We start from the raw sequence: 15,305 nt of genomic DNA, 5'->3' as shown, positions 1-15,305 counted from the left end.
CTCTTACTCCTCAACTTTAACCATGAAGGAAACCGCGTTGACCATACCACGAACAGCAGGAGTATCCTCGCGCTCTACGGTGTGACCAATACGACGCAGACCCAGGCCAAGCAGCGTTGCCTTGTGTTTCGGCAGACGACCGATTGCACTGCGGGTTTGAGTAATTTTAATAGTCTTTGCCATGGTTTATTTCCCCAGAATTTCTTCAACGGATTTACCACGCTTGGCAGCGACCATTTCTGGAGAATTCATATTTTCCAGGCCATCAATAGTTGCACGAACCACGTTGATCGGGTTGGTGGAACCATATGCTTTGGCCAGAACGTTATGAACTCCAGCAACTTCCAGAACGGCGCGCATTGCACCACCGGCGATGATACCGGTACCTTCGGAAGCTGGCTGCATGAATACACGAGAACCCGTGTGAACACCTTTAACCGGGTGCTGCAGGGTGCCGTGGTTCAGCGCGACGTTAATCATATTGCGACGGGCTTTTTCCATCGCTTTCTGGATCGCTGCTGGAACTTCACGCGCTTTACCGTAACCAAAACCAACGCGACCGTTACCGTCACCAACTACAGTCAGAGCTGTGAAGGAGAAAATACGACCACCTTTAACGGTTTTAGATACGCGGTTAACCGCGATCAGCTTTTCCTGCAGTTCGCCAGCTTGTTTTTCGATGTGAGCCATCTTACACCTCTACCTTAGAACTGAAGGCCAGCTTCACGGGCAGCATCTGCCAGTGCCTGGACACGACCATGATATTGGAACCCGGAACGGTCAAAGGATACATCTTTGATGCCTTTTTCCAGAGCGCGTTCAGCGACAGCTTTACCCACAGCTGCAGCCGCGTCTTTGTTACCGGTGTACTTCAGTTGTTCAGCGATAGCTTTTTCTACAGTAGAAGCAGCTACCAGAACTTCAGAACCGTTCGGTGCAATTACCTGTGCGTAAATATGACGCGGGGTACGATGTACCACCAGGCGAGTTGCACCCAGCTCCTGGAGCTTGCGGCGTGCGCGGGTCGCACGACGGATACGAGCAGATTTCTTATCCATAGTGTTACCTTACTTCTTCTTAGCCTCTTTGGTACGCACGACTTCGTCGGCGTAACGAACACCCTTACCTTTATAAGGCTCAGGACGACGGTAGGCGCGCAGATCTGCTGCAACCTGACCGATCACCTGCTTATCAGCGCCTTTCAGCACGATTTCAGTTTGAGTCGGACATTCTGCAGTGATACCGGCCGGCAGTTTATGCTCAACAGGATGAGAGAAACCTAAAGCCAGGTTTACTACATCCCCTTTGACCGCTGCACGATAACCTACACCAACCAGCTGAAGCTTTTTAGTGAAGCCTTCGGTAACACCAACAACCATTGAGTTCAGCAGGGCACGCGCGGTACCAGCCTGAGCCCATCCATCCACGAAACCATCACGCGGACCGAAGGTCAGAGCATTATCTGCATGTTTAACTTCAACAGCATTGTTGAGGGTACGAGTCAGCTCGCCGTTTTTACCTTTGATCGTAATAACCTGACCGTTGATTTTTACATCAACGCCGGCAGGAACAACGACCGGTGCTTTAGCAACACGAGACATTTTTTCCTCCGATTAGGCTACGTAGCAGATAATTTCGCCACCAAGACCAGCCTGGCGCGCTGCACGATCAGTCATAACACCTTTAGAGGTAGAAATAACCGCGATACCCAGACCCGCCATAACTTTCGGCAGCTCATCTTTACGTTTGTAGATGCGCAGACCTGGGCGGCTGACACGCTGAATGCTTTCTACAACAGCTTTACCCTGGAAATACTTAAGAGTCAGTTCCAGTTCCGGCTTGATGTCGCCTTCAACTTTAAAATCTTCAATAAAGCCTTCTTCCTTCAGCACGTTGGCAATTGCCACTTTCAGCTTGGAGGAAGGCATGGTGACCGCAGCTTTATTCGCGGCCTGACCGTTACGGATACGGGTCAGCATATCCGCGATCGGATCTTGCATGCTCATCTGTCTTTACTCCCGTGATTCAATTGGTGACAATTACCAGCTAGCCTTTTTCAGACCCGGGATTTCACCGCGCATTGCGGCTTCACGGACCTTGATACGGCTCAACCCGAACTTCCGCAGGAAACCATGCGGACGACCTGTTTGACGGCAGCGATTACGCTGACGAGACGGGCTGGAATCACGCGGCAGAGTCTGCAGCTTGAGAACAGCATTCCAACGATCTTCGTCGGTTGCGTTCACATCAGAGATGATAGCTTTCAGTTCAGCGCGTTTAGCGAAGAATTTATCAGCTAAAGCCACGCGCTTTACTTCGCGTGCTTTCATTGATTGCTTAGCCATTAAGTAACCCTACCTTACTTGCGGAACGGGAAGTCAAAGGCAGCCAGCAGAGCGCGGCCTTCTTCATCAGATTTCGCAGTAGTGGTAATGGTAATATCCAAACCACGAACGCGGTCGACTTTATCGTAGTCGATTTCTGGGAAGATGATCTGCTCACGGACACCCATGCTGTAGTTGCCACGACCGTCGAAAGACTTAGCGGACAAGCCACGGAAGTCACGGATACGCGGTACAGCAATAGTGATCAGGCGCTCAAAGAACTCCCACATGCGTTCGCCACGCAGAGTTACTTTACAGCCGATCGGATAGCCCTGACGGATTTTGAAGCCTGCAACTGATTTGCGTGCTTTGGTGATCAGCGGTTTTTGACCGGAGATTGCTGTCAGATCCGCTGCTGCGTTATCCAGCAGTTTCTTGTCAGCGATCGCTTCACCAACACCCATGTTCAGGGTGATCTTCTCGACCCGAGGGACTTGCATGACAGAATTGTAGTTAAACTCAGTCATGAGTTTCTTAACTACTTCGTCTTTGTAGTAATCATGCAGTTTCGCCATCGTACTACTCCAAATTACTTGATAGTTTCGCTGTTAGACTTGAAGAAACGGACTTTTTTGCCGTCTTCGAATCTAAAGCCTACACGGTCAGCCTTGCCGGTTGCCGCATTGAAGATTGCAACGTTAGAAACCTGAATAGCAGCTTCTTTTTCAACGATGCCGCCTGGTTGGTTCAGAGCCGGAACCGGCTTCTGGTGTTTTTTAACCAGGTTGATACCTTCAACAATGAGCTTGCCGGAAGACAAGACATTCTTAACTTTACCGCGTTTACCTTTATCTTTACCGGTTAACACGATAACTTCGTCATCACGACGGATTTTCGCTGCCATGATTCGCTCCTTAGAGTACTTCTGGGGCCAGAGAGATAATTTTCATGAACTTCTCGTTACGAAGTTCACGAGTTACCGGCCCAAAAATACGCGTACCGATGGGCTGCTCGCTGTTATTGTTTAAAATAACGCATGCATTACCATCGAAGCGAATGACAGAACCGTCCGGGCGACGAACACCCTTCTTGGTGCGCACCACTACCGCCTTCAGCACATCACCTTTTTTGACCTTACCACGCGGAATTGCTTCTTTGATGGTGATCTTGATGATGTCGCCTACGCCTGCGTAGCGACGGTGCGAGCCACCCAGAACCTTGATACACATTACGCGACGTGCACCGGAGTTGTCGGCGACGTTCAGCATAGTCTGTTCTTGGATCATTTTAGTGCTCCGCTAATGTCAACTACTACTGAGACCCAAAAGTAGGGTCGTTAAAAAAGCCCCATATCGAGGGCGCGGCATTATAACACCGCAAATCAGATATGGGTAGAAAAAATAAACGGCTCATCGCTGAGCCGTTTATCCGTATCGAGAATGCGTACTGTATTACAGAACCGCTTTCTCTACAACGCGAACCAGCGTCCAGGACTTAGTCTTGGACAGCGGACGGCATTCGCGGATTTCAACCACGTCACCGATACCGCATTCGTTGTTCTCGTCATGTACGTGCAGTTTGGTCGTACGCTTGATGAATTTGCCGTATACCGGGTGTTTCACCATACGTTCGATAGCAACAACAATGGATTTCTCCATTTTGTCGCTAACCACGCGACCTTGCAGAGTACGGATTTTATCGGTCATTACGCACCCGCCTTCTGAGTCAGTAAAGTCTTAACGCGTGCAACATCACGACGCACTTGCTTCAGCAGATGAGTCTGTTGCAGCTGGCCACTTGCAGCCTGCATACGCAGGTTGAACTGCTCACGCAGCAGGTTCAGCAGCTCAGCGTTCAGCTCTTCAACGCTTTTTTCACGCAGCTCTTTTGCTTTCATTACATCACCGTCTTAGTTACAAAGGTGGTTTTGATCGGCAGTTTCGCTGCTGCCAGGCCGAATGCTTCACGGGCCAGCTCTTCCGGTACGCCGTCCATTTCATAAAGGACTTTACCCGGCTGAATCAAGGCAACCCAGTACTCCACGTTACCTTTACCTTTACCCATACGAACTTCCAGCGGCTTCTCGGTGATCGGTTTGTCCGGGAATACACGGATCCAGATCTTACCTTGACGCTTAACTGCACGGGTCATAGCACGACGTGCTGCTTCGATCTGACGTGCAGTCAGACGACCACGGCCAACAGCTTTCAGACCGAAAGTGCCGAAGCTAACATCCGTACCCTGCGCCAGACCACGGTTGCGGCCTTTGTGCACTTTACGGAATTTTGTACGCTTTGGTTGTAACATCAGCGACGCTCCTTATTTACGGCCTTTACGCTGCTGCTTTTTAGGTTGAGCAGCCGGTTCCGGTTGTTCAACAGCAGCCATACCACCCAGGATCTCACCTTTGAAGATCCATACCTTAACGCCGATTACACCGTAAGTGGTGTGCGCTTCAGAGGTGTTGTAGTCGATGTCAGCACGCAGAGTGTGCAGCGGTACGCGACCTTCACGGTACCATTCAGTACGTGCGATTTCCGCGCCGCCCAGACGGCCGCTAACTTCAACTTTGATACCTTTAGCGCCCAGACGCATTGCGTTCTGTACAGCACGCTTCATAGCACGACGGAACATAACGCGACGTTCCAGCTGAGAAGTGATGCTGTCAGCAACCAATTTAGCGTCCAGTTCAGGCTTACGAACTTCGGCAATATTGATCTGTGCAGGCACGCCAGCGAGATCCGCGACGACCTTGCGCAGTTTTTCTACGTCTTCGCCTTTCTTACCGATAACGATACCCGGGCGAGCGGTGTGAATGGTCACACGAATGCTCTTAGCCGGACGCTCGATAACGATGCGAGATACAGACGCTTTCGCCAGTTCCTTAGTCAGGTACTGACGTACTTTAAAATCGCTGTCCAGGTTGTCAGCGAATTCTTTGGTGTTCGCAAACCAGGTAGAGTTCCATGGTTTTACAATACCCAGGCGAATACCATTAGGATGTACTTTCTGACCCATTGCTAGTCTCCAGAGTCTCAGCGATCGGACACAACCACAGTAATGTGGCTGGTGCGCTTCAGGATGCGATCTGCACGACCTTTAGCACGCGGCATAATGCGCTTCATGCTCGGGCCTTCGTCTACGAAAATTTTCGCAACTTTCAGATCATCAATGTCAGCGCCATCGTTGTGTTCAGCGTTAGCAATGGCAGATTCCAGTACCTTCTTGACCAGTACAGCAGCTTTCTTGTTGGTGTAGGTCAGAATATCCAGGGCCTGCGACACTTTCTTACCGCGAATCAGGTCAGCAACAAGGCGTACCTTCTGAGCAGAAGAACGAGCATGGCGATGTTGAGCTAAAGTTTCCATCTCTTCCTCCTACCTTATTTCTTCTTCGCTTTTTTATCAGCAGCGTGGCCGCGATAAGTACGAGTCGGTGCGAATTCACCCAGTTTGTGACCAACCATTTCGTCGGAAACAAAAACTGGAACGTGCTGACGACCATTATGGACAGCGATGGTCAAACCGATCATGTTAGGAAAGATCGTTGAACGACGGGACCAAGTGCGCAGGGGCTTCTTGTCTCCGCTTTCCACCGCTTTCTCTACCTTCTTCAGCAAGTGCAGGTCAATAAAAGGACCTTTCTTGAGAGAACGTGGCATGGCTTATCCTCTAAAATTATTTGCTACGGCGACGTACGATGAATTTATCAGTACGCTTGTTGCTGCGGGTCTTCTTACCTTTGGTCTGAACGCCCCACGGAGTTACCGGGTGCTTACCAAAGTTACGACCTTCACCACCACCATGTGGGTGGTCGACTGGGTTCATCGCAGTACCGCGAACGGTAGGACGAACGCCACGCCAGCGTGCAGCACCTGCTTTACCCAGAACGCGCAGCATATGCTCAGCATTGCCAACTTCGCCCAGAGTAGCGCGGCAGTCTGCTTCGACTTTACGCATTTCACCAGAACGCAGACGCAGGGTGACATAAGCACCATCGCGAGCAACGATCTGAACGTAAGTACCAGCGGAACGAGCCAGCTGACCGCCTTTACCTGGTTTCATTTCTACGTTATGAACGGTAGAACCAACCGGGATATTGCGCATCGGCAGGGTGTTGCCTGCTTTGATTGCAGCATCAACGCCAGACTGAATCTGGTCGCCAGCTTTCAGGCCTTTAGGGGCCAGAATGTAACGGCGCTCACCGTCTTTGTACAGAACCAGCGCGATGTTCGCGGAGCGGTTCGGATCGTACTCAAGACGTTCAACAACTGCCGGGATACCATCTTTGTTGCGTTTGAAGTCAACAATACGGTAGGCCTGTTTGTGACCACCACCGATATGACGAGTGGTGATACGGCCATTGTTGTTACGACCACCGGATTTGCTGTTTTTTTCAACCAGCGGAGCAAAAGGTTTGCCCTTGTGCAGCTCTGGGTTGACCACTTTAACAACGTGGCGACGACCCGGAGATGTCGGTTTACATTTAACAACTGCCATTGTATTACTCCTCCGACTTACTCAGCGCCGCCGACGAAGTCCAGATTCTGGCCTTCCTTCAGGGTGACGTAAGCTTTTTTCCAGTCGCTACGACGACCGATACGCTGTCCGTGACGTTTAACTTTCCCTTTAACAACCAGGGTGTTAACGACTTCGACTTCGACTTCAAACAGTTTCTGCACAGCAGCTTTGATCTCTGCTTTGGTCGCGTCTTTAGCAACTTTGAGAACGATGGTGTTAGTTTTTTCCATCGCAGTAGACGCTTTTTCAGAAACGTGCGGTGCGCGCAGCACCTTCAGCAGACGTTCTTCACGAATCATGCCAGCATCTCCTCAACTTGCTTAACAGCATCAGCAGTCATTACGACTTTGTCGAAGGCGATCAGGCTAACCGGGTCGATACCAGTTGCATCACGTACGTCAACCTTGTGCAGGTTGCGCGCAGCAAGGAACAGGTTCTCGTCCAGCTCACCGGTGATGATCAGCACATCTTCCAGAGCCATGTCTTTCAGTTTCTGTGCCAGCAGCTTAGTTTTAGGCGCTTCTACAGAGAAAGATTCGACAACGATCAGACGATCCTGACGTACCAGTTCGGACAGAATGCTTTTCAGCGCGCCGCGGTACATCTTTTTGTTAACTTTTTGACTGTGGTCCTGCGGACGAGCAGCGAAGGTCACGCCACCTGAACGCCAGATCGGGCTCTTGATAGAACCTGAACGCGCACGGCCGGTACCTTTCTGGCGCCACGGCTTTTTGCCTGAACCAGTTACTTCAGCACGAGTCTTCTGAGCACGAGTACCCTGACGAGCACCAGCTGCATAAGCAACTACAACCTGGTGAACCAGCGCTTCGTTGAAATCACGACCGAAGGTAGTTTCGGAAACAGTCAGCGCGCTCTGCGCGTCTTTCAATACTAATTCCATTGCTATCCCCTTACGCCTTCACAGCTGGTTTAACGATCAGGTCGCTACCGGTTGCACCCGGGACTGCACCTTTAACCAGCAGCAGGTTGCGCTCAGCGTCAACACGTACTACGTCCAGGCTCTGAACGGTTACACGTTCGTTACCCAGCTGACCTGCCATTTTCTTGCCTTTGAACACTTTGCCCGGAGTCTGGTTCTGACCGATAGAACCCGGAACGCGGTGAGACAAGGAGTTACCGTGAGTTGCGTCCTGGGTACGGAAGTTCCAGCGCTTAACGGTACCAGCAAAACCTTTACCTTTAGAGGTACCGGTTACGTCAACTTTTTTAACGTCAGCAAACAGCTCAACGCTAATGTCCTGACCTACGGTGAACTCTTCGCCGTCAGCCAGACGGAATTCCCACAGACCACGGCCAGCTTCAACGCCAGCTTTAGCGAAGTGACCCGCTTCCGGTTTGGTTACACGGTTAGCTTTTTTAGCACCAGTGGTAACCTGAACGGCACGGTAGCCATCGTTAGCCAGATCTTTAACCTGAGTAACGCGGTTTGCTTCAACTTCGATTACGGTTACTGGGATAGATACGCCATCTTCAGTGAAGATGCGGGTCATGCCCACTTTTTTACCGACTAAACCAATCATTGTTTCAACCTCTCAATCGCTCGATGACCTGATTAACCCAGGCTGATCTGCACGTCTACACCGGCAGCCAGATCCAGACGCATCAGAGCATCAACGGTTTTTTCAGTTGGCTCAACGATGTCAACCAGACGCTTATGAGTGCGGATTTCGTACTGATCGCGCGCGTCTTTGTTAACATGCGGAGAGATCAGAACGGTAAAGCGCTCTTTGCGGGTCGGCAGCGGGATCGGACCACGGACTTGCGCACCAGTGCGCTTAGCAGTCTCGACGATTTCCGCGGTTGATTGATCGATCAGACGATGATCAAACGCTTTAAGGCGGATACGGATTCTTTGGTTCTGCATGAGACCAGAGCTCCAATTATTTTATAGACGAAATGGTTACTCCTCATACCCATTACGATTGATGGGAGAGTGTAACCGTTCTTACATAGTTCCCCAATTGGGAACATTGTTTGGTAGCTTGTTGCTGCTACCAGGGTTCATATCGAACCGGCCGTCAACTTTGACAGGCCCGCGCATTATACGCAAATTCAGCCACAACGCAAGTACTGCGTAGAAAATCATCACTTCTTTCTGCGAGTCCGCTTCCGCTCACGCCGTAACGCAACCTGTAGACATAAAAAAATTTGGATAAGTCAGTCCATTCCCGGTCATTGGCCTTTGCCAGATGCTCTCCACCTCAGCACACTCGGTGCTAACAGCCACAACATGGAGAAAATCAATGGCAGTTGCGAACGTTGTCTTCTTTATTATCTACGGCGGCTTATTGCTCACTCTCAGCTGGCACGATCTGCGCTATGGCTTGCTACCCGATAAATTCACCTGCCCTCTGCTCTGGAGCGGGCTGCTTTACTATGTATGTATGTCGCCGGTCAATCTACCGCATGCGGTATGGGGAGCGATAGCAGGCTATCTGGCCTTTGCGTTGATTTATTGGTTCTACAGGGGAGTACGTGGGTCTGAAGGTATCGGCTACGGTGATGTAAAGTTACTCGCCGCACTCGGAGCCTGGCATGGCTGGAGAGCTTTACCGCAGCTGGTTCTTATCGCAACGATTCTGGCATGCGCTGCCGTAGCAGTAGTGATTCTACGCACCAGAGAAAGAGAGGCATTACATAACCCGCTACCTTTTGGCCCTTTTCTGGCCGTAGCGGGTTTATCATCTGAAGGTGTGACCTTTCTTAGTCCGCCACTTTAATCTGCGACTGAAGATAATTCTGCAGACCAATTTTAGCTATGAGATCCAGTTCGGTTTCAAGCCAATCGATATGCCCTTCTTCGTCTGCAAGGATAGTGATTAACATATCCCGGCTGACGTAGTCATGGACGCTGTCGGCATAGGCAATGGCTTCTCGTAGATCCTTTGCCCCTTCCAGTTCCAGCCTCAGGTCAGATTGCAGCATCTCCTCGACGTCCTCCCCAATGCGGAGTTTACCGAGGTCCTGCAGGTTAGGGATCCCCTCAAGAAACAAAATACGCTCAATATATTTATCGGCATGCTTCATTTCATCGATGGATTCATGGTATTCGACATCATTGAGGCGCATCAGGCCCCAGTTTTTGAACATTCTCGCATGGAGAAAGTACTGATTAATTGCGACCAGCTCATTTCCCAATAATTTATTGAGATAACTTATGATTTTGACATCACCTTTCATTATATAGTCCCTCCGCTTCCACTTATTGAAGCGTAGTTCGGGCTATTAGGATGTCAAAGTTAAGCCGTGGTCTTCAGGCAATCTCTTGATATTCCGGCATGCGAGTTAATTCATCTTCCATAATTTCTCGGGCCGCGCGCACACACTTACCGCATTGATTTCCCACGGGAATAAATTTGCGCAACTGCTGGAAAGACTGAGGATGAAACTGGCGCACAGCCTGACGAATTTTTTTATCGTTCACACCATTACACAGACAAACGTACATACATACTCCCGTTCAACTTACAGGCGAAGTGTAAATGAGAATAGTTATGATTACAATAGTCTGTTTATTAAATATACATGTCATTTATTCTCTGTAATCTTTCACGGATATGCTCTCAAATTACAGACAGCAAAAAGGGCGCCTTAGCGCCCTTTTTCATTCCGGACTAATAATTAGCCGAGAACTTTAGCAACAACGCCCGCGCCAACGGTACGGCCGCCTTCACGGATTGCGAAACGCAGACCGTCGTCCATCGCGATCGGGTGGATCAGGGTAACAACCATTTTGATGTTGTCGCCCGGCATAACCATCTCTACGCCTTCCGGCAGTTCGATGGTGCCAGTCACGTCAGTTGTACGGAAGTAGAACTGCGGACGGTAGCCTTTGAAGAACGGAGTGTGACGGCCGCCTTCGTCTTTGGACAGGATATAAACTTCAGATTCGAACTTGGTGTGCGGCTTGATAGAGCCCGGCTTAGCCAGTACCTGACCACGTTCGATTTCTTCACGTTTGATACCACGCAGCAGAACACCAACGTTCTCACCAGCACGGCCTTCGTCCAGCAGTTTGCGGAACATTTCAACGCCAGTACAGGTAGACTTAGCAGTGTCTTTGATACCAACGATTTCAACTTCTTCGCCAACTTTGATGATACCGCGCTCTACACGACCGGTAACAACGGTACCACGACCGGAGATGGAGAATACGTCTTCGATCGGCAGCAGGAACGGCTTGTCAATCGCACGCTCTGGTTCCGGAATGTAAGAATCCAGGAAGCCAGCCAGTTCGATGATTTTAGATTCCCACTCAGCGTCGCCTTCCAGCGCTTTCAGAGCAGAACCACGAACGATCGGAGTGTCGTCGCCCGGGAAATCGTACTGAGACAGAAGTTCACGAACTTCCATTTCAACCAGTTCCAGCAGCTCTTCGTCATCAACCATGTCGCACTTGTTCAGGAACACGATGATGTACGGAACGCCTACCTGACGACCCAGCAGGATGTGCTCACGAGTCTGCGGCATCGGGCCGTCAGTCGCAGCAACAACCAGGATCGCGCCGTCCATCTGCGCAGCACCGGTGATCATGTTTTTAACATAGTCGGCGTGGCCCGGGCAGTCTACGTGCGCGTAGTGGCGAGTCGGGGTGTCATATTCAACGTGGGAAGTGTTGATGGTGATACCACGAGCTTTTTCTTCCGGCGCGTTATCGATCTGGTCGAATGCGCGAGCAGCACCACCGTAGGTTTTAGCCAGAACGGTAGTGATTGCAGCGGTCAGAGTAGTTTTACCATGGTCAACGTGGCCGATAGTACCGACGTTGACGTGCGGTTTTGTACGTTCAAATTTTTCTTTAGACACGGCTATATTCCTTACTATAGTGCTCTCCCCTTCAGGAGAGAGCACGGGACTTTGGTTTTAACCCTGCGGCTTATTTACCACGGGCTTCGATTACGGCCTGAGCAACGTTGTTCGGCGCATCATCATACTTCAGGAACTCCATGGAGTAAGAAGCACGACCTTTGGTCAGAGAACGCAGCTGAGTTGCATATCCGAACATTTCAGACAGCGGAACTTCAGCGTGGATCACAACGCCAGTCACGTTGGATTCCTGACCGCGCAGCATACCGCGACGACGGCTAAGGTCACCGATAACGTCACCAGTGTTCTCTTCCGGAGTTTCTACTTCAACCTTCATGATCGGCTCAAGCAGAACTGGTTTCGCTTTCTTAAAGCCATCTTTGAAGGCAATAGAAGCGGCCAGTTTAAACGCCAGTTCAGAGGAGTCAACGTCGTGGTAAGAACCGAAGTGCAGACGCACGCCCAGATCAACTACCGGATAACCAGCCAGAGGGCCAGCTTTCAGCTGCTCCTGGATGCCTTTATCAACGGCCGGGATGTATTCACCAGGAATTACACCACCTTTAATGTCGTTGATGAACTCGTAACCTTTCGGGTTAGAGCCCGGCTCCAGCGGGTACATGTCGATAACGACGTGACCATACTGACCGCGACCACCAGACTGTTTAGCGTGTTTACCTTCGATATCGGTAACTTTCGCGCGAATCGCTTCACGGTAAGCAACCTGAGGTTTACCGACGTTCGCTTCAACGTTGAATTCACGTTTCATACGGTCAACGATGATGTCGAGGTGCAGCTCACCCATACCGGCGATGATAGTCTGGTTAGATTCTTCATCAGTCCATACGCGGAAAGACGGGTCTTCTTTAGCCAGACGGCCCAGAGCCAGACCCATTTTTTCCTGGTCAGCTTTGGTTTTCGGTTCAACGGCGATAGAGATTACCGGCTCAGGGAATTCCATACGCTCCAGAATGATCGGCGCGTTAGGATCACACAGAGTATCACCCGTAGTAACGTCTTTCAGACCGATAGCAGCAGCGATATCGCCCGCGCGAACTTCTTTGATCTCTTCACGTTTGTTAGCGTGCATCTGTACGATACGACCGAAACGCTCACGAGCAGCTTTCACGGAGTTCAGGATGGTATCACCAGAGTTAACCACACCAGAGTACACGCGGAAGAAGGTCAGGTTACCCACGAACGGGTCGGTAGCGATTTTGAATGCCAGAGCAGCAAACGGCTCATCATCGCTAGCGTGACGCTCAGCAGGAGTATCTTTACCATCGTCCAGGATACCGTTGATCGCAGGAACGTCGACCGGGGATGGCAGGTAGTCAACTACCGCATCCAGCATCGCCTGTACGCCTTTGTTCTTGAACGCAGAACCACAGGTTACCAGGATGATTTCGTTGTTCAGAACGCGCTGACGCAGAGCAGTTTTAATCTCTTCTTCAGTCAGTTCTTCGCCACCCAGGTATTTTTCCATCAGCTCTTCAGAAGCTTCAGCAGCGGACTCGATCAGGTTCTGGTGCCATTCTTCGGCCAGTTCCTGCATGTCTGCCGGAATATCTTCGTAGGTGAAGGTTACGCCTGCATCTTCTTCGTTCCAGTTGATGGCTTTCATTTTCACCAGGTCAACAACACCGGTGAACGCTTCTTCAGCGCCAATCGCCAGCTGCAGCGGAACAGGGTTCGCGCCCAGACGGGTTTTGATCTGACCAACAACTTTCAGGAAGTTCGCACCCATACGGTCCATTTTGTTAACGAACGCAATGCGCGGAACTTTATATTTGTTTGCCTGACGCCATACGGTTTCAGACTGAGGCTGAACACCACCAACTGCGCAGTAAACCATTACTGCACCATCAAGCACACGCATGGAACGTTCTACTTCGATAGTGAAGTCAACGTGCCCCGGGGTGTCGATGATGTTTACGCGATGCGGTTCATACTGCTTAGCCATACCTGACCAGAATGCAGTAGTCGCTGCGGAGGTGATAGTAATACCACGCTCTTGCTCCTGCTCCATCCAGTCCATGGTGGCAGCGCCGTCATGAACTTCACCGATTTTGTGGTTTACACCGGTGTAGAACAGAATACGTTCGGTAGTAGTAGTTTTACCGGCGTCGATGTGCGCACTGATACCGATGTTACGGTAGCGTGCGATGGGTGTTGTACGAGCCATTTGATTCCTCGTTTATTTCTTTAGGCGTTCAGTTAAGTTATCCAAAACGGGCGACTTACCTGAAGCGCCCGCCTGGTGACTAAGACTCCGAAGGGATTACCAACGGTAGTGTGCGAACGCCTTGTTGGCTTCTGCCATACGGTGAACGTCTTCACGTTTCTTAACTGCAGTACCTTTGTTGTCTGCAGCATCAGAAAGTTCGTTCGCCAGACGCAGAGCCATGGATTTATCACCACGTTTACGAGCAGCTTCAACGATCCAACGCATTGCCAGAGCATTACGACGAACCGGACGGACTTCAACTGGAACCTGATAAGTAGAACCACCAACGCGGCGGGACTTAACTTCGACAGTCGGGCGAACGTTGTCGAGAGCGACTTCGAATGCTTCCAGTTCATTTTTACCAGAGCGCTGAGCCAGGGTCTCCAGCGCGCTGTATACGATTGCTTCTGCAGTAGATTTTTTACCATCTACCATCAGGATATTTACAAATTTAGCCAGCAGTTCTGATCCGAACTTAGGATCCGGCAGGATTTTACGCTGACCAATGACGCGACGACGTGGCATGGAAATACTCCGTTGTTAATTCAGGATTGTCCAAAACTCTAAGAGTTTAGTTTGACATTAATATAAAACGTTTGGCCTTACTTAACGGAGAACCATTAAGCCTTAGGACGCTTCACGCCATACTTGGAGCGAGCTTGCTTACGGTCTTTAACGCCGGAGCAGTCAAGCGCACCACGAACGGTGTGGTAACGAACACCCGGAAGGTCTTTAACACGACCGCCACGGATCAGGATCACGGAGTGCTCCTGCAGGTTGTGACCTTCACCACCGATGTAGGAGGTGACTTCGAAACCATTAGTCAGACGCACACGGCAAACTTTACGCAGTGCGGAGTTCGGTTTCTTAGGAGTGGTGGTATATACACGAGTACATACGCCACGTTTCTGCGGGCAGGCTTCCAGCGCCGGCACGTTGCTCTTTGCAACTTTGCGCGCGCGTGGTTTGCGTACCAGCTGGTTAATTGTTGCCATTAAATAGCTCCTGGTTTTAGCTTTTGCTTCGTAAACACGTAATAAATCGCCTCATATAATATGAGGACGCAGAATTTTAGGGCGGTGCCGAAAAGGTGTCAAGAAATATACAACAATCCCGCCATTACCAGGACAACTGACCGGCATGTTTGACTGAAAGTCTGACGAAATCAGTATAGCTAACCCTGACGACACTGTCCGCAATTTGACCAGCCAGCCCGCGGGCTTCGATATCGTCTTGCAGAGCGTAGAGGGATATGGGGGCAGATTGCAGGATTTCAAGGAAGCGGCCTTGCGCGACAGCGGCGATAACGCCGTCCGACAGCAGCAGCAGATCGTCACCTTCTTTTATCAAACGGAGCATAGCCGCAATATCGGCGTGCCAGGGGGATGTGCTTAATGTGTGGAGCAT

At 50.6% G+C, this 15,305-nt stretch carries 28 protein-coding genes; 1 reads left to right on the top strand and 27 read right to left on the bottom strand.

The features are described from left to right. Positions 1-3: 3 nt before the first annotated feature. The 20 genes from rpmD to rpsJ all read right to left on the bottom strand — a co-directional run bounded on the left by rpmD (position 4) and on the right by rpsJ (position 8,729). Positions 4-183 carry a 50S ribosomal protein L30 gene (gene rpmD / locus IAE27_RS17600; RefSeq protein ID WP_001140434.1) on the bottom strand — a complete coding sequence of 60 codons (180 nt, stop codon included), beginning with the start codon at positions 181-183 and terminating at the stop codon, positions 4-6. Between the two features lie 3 nt (positions 184-186). Continuing rightward, positions 187-690 (bottom strand): 30S ribosomal protein S5, encoded by a 504-nt coding sequence (gene rpsE / locus IAE27_RS17595; protein ID WP_004106339.1) that lies wholly within the window; start codon positions 688-690, stop codon positions 187-189. A 14-nt stretch (positions 691-704) separates the two neighbouring features. Then, positions 705-1,058 (bottom strand): 50S ribosomal protein L18, encoded by a 354-nt coding sequence (rplR, locus tag IAE27_RS17590; protein WP_000358960.1) that lies wholly within the window; start codon positions 1,056-1,058, stop codon positions 705-707. Positions 1,059-1,067: 9 nt separating this feature from the next. Then, positions 1,068-1,601: a 50S ribosomal protein L6 gene (gene rplF, locus IAE27_RS17585; protein WP_004106341.1), complete on the bottom strand. Its 534-nt coding sequence runs from the start codon at positions 1,599-1,601 to the stop codon at positions 1,068-1,070. A gap of 12 nt (positions 1,602-1,613) precedes the next feature. Next, entirely contained in the window at positions 1,614-2,006 is a 393-nt protein-coding gene (gene rpsH / locus IAE27_RS17580) for a 30S ribosomal protein S8 (RefSeq protein ID WP_004106343.1), read from the bottom strand. A gap of 33 nt (positions 2,007-2,039) precedes the next feature. After that, positions 2,040-2,345 carry a 30S ribosomal protein S14 gene (gene rpsN / locus IAE27_RS17575; protein WP_002919667.1) on the bottom strand — a complete coding sequence of 102 codons (306 nt, stop codon included), beginning with the start codon at positions 2,343-2,345 and terminating at the stop codon, positions 2,040-2,042. A 14-nt stretch (positions 2,346-2,359) separates the two neighbouring features. Further along, positions 2,360-2,899, bottom strand: a complete 540-nt coding sequence (gene rplE, locus IAE27_RS17570) for a 50S ribosomal protein L5 (protein WP_001096202.1) — start codon at positions 2,897-2,899, stop codon at positions 2,360-2,362. A 14-nt stretch (positions 2,900-2,913) separates the two neighbouring features. Continuing rightward, entirely contained in the window at positions 2,914-3,228 is a 315-nt protein-coding gene (gene rplX, locus IAE27_RS17565) for a 50S ribosomal protein L24 (RefSeq protein ID WP_004106345.1), read from the bottom strand. A 10-nt stretch (positions 3,229-3,238) separates the two neighbouring features. After that, the gene (gene rplN / locus IAE27_RS17560; protein ID WP_000613954.1) at positions 3,239-3,610 is read right to left on the bottom strand and encodes a 50S ribosomal protein L14; all 372 of its coding nucleotides are present in this window, start codon (positions 3,608-3,610) and stop codon (positions 3,239-3,241) included. A 165-nt stretch (positions 3,611-3,775) separates the two neighbouring features. Continuing rightward, positions 3,776-4,030: a 30S ribosomal protein S17 gene (rpsQ, locus tag IAE27_RS17555; RefSeq protein WP_004106347.1), complete on the bottom strand. Its 255-nt coding sequence runs from the start codon at positions 4,028-4,030 to the stop codon at positions 3,776-3,778. Continuing rightward, on the bottom strand, positions 4,030-4,221 hold the full coding sequence (gene rpmC / locus IAE27_RS17550) for a 50S ribosomal protein L29 (protein ID WP_002919754.1): 192 nt from the start codon (positions 4,219-4,221) through the stop codon (positions 4,030-4,032). The genes rpsQ and rpmC overlap by 1 nt, the downstream gene beginning before the upstream one ends. Further along, positions 4,221-4,631 (bottom strand): 50S ribosomal protein L16, encoded by a 411-nt coding sequence (rplP, locus tag IAE27_RS17545; protein ID WP_002919759.1) that lies wholly within the window; start codon positions 4,629-4,631, stop codon positions 4,221-4,223. Before rplP ends, rpmC begins: the two co-directional genes overlap by 1 nt. Positions 4,632-4,643: 12 nt before the next feature. Next, the gene (rpsC, locus tag IAE27_RS17540; RefSeq protein WP_004106350.1) at positions 4,644-5,342 is read right to left on the bottom strand and encodes a 30S ribosomal protein S3; all 699 of its coding nucleotides are present in this window, start codon (positions 5,340-5,342) and stop codon (positions 4,644-4,646) included. A gap of 17 nt (positions 5,343-5,359) precedes the next feature. Next, the gene (rplV, locus tag IAE27_RS17535) at positions 5,360-5,692 is read right to left on the bottom strand and encodes a 50S ribosomal protein L22 (RefSeq protein WP_002919773.1); all 333 of its coding nucleotides are present in this window, start codon (positions 5,690-5,692) and stop codon (positions 5,360-5,362) included. A 14-nt stretch (positions 5,693-5,706) separates the two neighbouring features. Next, entirely contained in the window at positions 5,707-5,985 is a 279-nt protein-coding gene (rpsS, locus tag IAE27_RS17530) for a 30S ribosomal protein S19 (RefSeq protein WP_001138115.1), read from the bottom strand. 16 nt (positions 5,986-6,001) lie between these two features. Next, positions 6,002-6,823 (bottom strand): 50S ribosomal protein L2, encoded by an 822-nt coding sequence (gene rplB / locus IAE27_RS17525; RefSeq protein ID WP_000301869.1) that lies wholly within the window; start codon positions 6,821-6,823, stop codon positions 6,002-6,004. A gap of 17 nt (positions 6,824-6,840) precedes the next feature. Then, positions 6,841-7,143: a 50S ribosomal protein L23 gene (rplW, locus tag IAE27_RS17520; protein WP_000617546.1), complete on the bottom strand. Its 303-nt coding sequence runs from the start codon at positions 7,141-7,143 to the stop codon at positions 6,841-6,843. Further along, on the bottom strand, positions 7,140-7,745 hold the full coding sequence (gene rplD, locus IAE27_RS17515; RefSeq protein ID WP_003031119.1) for a 50S ribosomal protein L4: 606 nt from the start codon (positions 7,743-7,745) through the stop codon (positions 7,140-7,142). The genes rplW and rplD overlap by 4 nt, the downstream gene beginning before the upstream one ends. A 10-nt stretch (positions 7,746-7,755) precedes the next feature. Then, positions 7,756-8,385, bottom strand: coding sequence for a 50S ribosomal protein L3 (gene rplC, locus IAE27_RS17510; protein ID WP_004106354.1), 630 nt, complete (start codon positions 8,383-8,385; stop codon positions 7,756-7,758). A 32-nt stretch (positions 8,386-8,417) separates the two neighbouring features. Continuing rightward, entirely contained in the window at positions 8,418-8,729 is a 312-nt protein-coding gene (rpsJ, locus tag IAE27_RS17505) for a 30S ribosomal protein S10 (protein WP_001181005.1), read from the bottom strand. Between the two features lie 379 nt (positions 8,730-9,108). Here rpsJ and IAE27_RS17500 point away from each other — a divergent pair, with 379 nt between their 5' ends. Continuing rightward, positions 9,109-9,585, top strand: coding sequence for a prepilin peptidase (locus tag IAE27_RS17500; RefSeq protein ID WP_004106362.1), 477 nt, complete (start codon positions 9,109-9,111; stop codon positions 9,583-9,585). On the opposite strand, the gene bfr is transcribed toward IAE27_RS17500, so the two are convergent. The 7 genes from bfr to tusB form a co-directional block, all read right to left on the bottom strand. Continuing rightward, on the bottom strand, positions 9,569-10,045 hold the full coding sequence (bfr, locus tag IAE27_RS17495; RefSeq protein ID WP_004106364.1) for a bacterioferritin: 477 nt from the start codon (positions 10,043-10,045) through the stop codon (positions 9,569-9,571). The genes IAE27_RS17500 and bfr overlap by 17 nt on opposite strands. Before the next feature lie 73 nt (positions 10,046-10,118). Beyond that, the gene (gene bfd, locus IAE27_RS17490) at positions 10,119-10,313 is read right to left on the bottom strand and encodes a bacterioferritin-associated ferredoxin (RefSeq protein WP_004106366.1); all 195 of its coding nucleotides are present in this window, start codon (positions 10,311-10,313) and stop codon (positions 10,119-10,121) included. A gap of 173 nt (positions 10,314-10,486) precedes the next feature. Beyond that, positions 10,487-11,671 carry an elongation factor Tu gene (tuf, locus tag IAE27_RS17485; protein ID WP_004115955.1) on the bottom strand — a complete coding sequence of 395 codons (1,185 nt, stop codon included), beginning with the start codon at positions 11,669-11,671 and terminating at the stop codon, positions 10,487-10,489. Positions 11,672-11,741: 70 nt separating this feature from the next. Then, positions 11,742-13,856 carry an elongation factor G gene (gene fusA, locus IAE27_RS17480; RefSeq protein ID WP_004115957.1) on the bottom strand — a complete coding sequence of 705 codons (2,115 nt, stop codon included), beginning with the start codon at positions 13,854-13,856 and terminating at the stop codon, positions 11,742-11,744. A 96-nt stretch (positions 13,857-13,952) separates the two neighbouring features. Continuing rightward, positions 13,953-14,423 carry a 30S ribosomal protein S7 gene (rpsG, locus tag IAE27_RS17475; RefSeq protein WP_004106370.1) on the bottom strand — a complete coding sequence of 157 codons (471 nt, stop codon included), beginning with the start codon at positions 14,421-14,423 and terminating at the stop codon, positions 13,953-13,955. Positions 14,424-14,518: 95 nt separating this feature from the next. Continuing rightward, a complete protein-coding gene (rpsL, locus tag IAE27_RS17470) occupies positions 14,519-14,893 on the bottom strand; it encodes a 30S ribosomal protein S12 (RefSeq protein WP_002920115.1) in 375 nt (124 codons plus the stop codon). A gap of 124 nt (positions 14,894-15,017) precedes the next feature. Next, positions 15,018-15,305 carry a sulfurtransferase complex subunit TusB gene (gene tusB, locus IAE27_RS17465; RefSeq protein WP_070555758.1) on the bottom strand — a complete coding sequence of 96 codons (288 nt, stop codon included), beginning with the start codon at positions 15,303-15,305 and terminating at the stop codon, positions 15,018-15,020.

It is taken from the genome of Klebsiella sp. S69, from assembly GCF_016516145.1.
Taxonomy (GTDB): Bacteria; Pseudomonadota; Gammaproteobacteria; order Enterobacterales; family Enterobacteriaceae; genus Klebsiella; species Klebsiella oxytoca.
The sequence above is the reverse complement of the archived record's forward strand: the minus strand, read 5'-3'. Positions and strand labels throughout refer to the sequence as shown.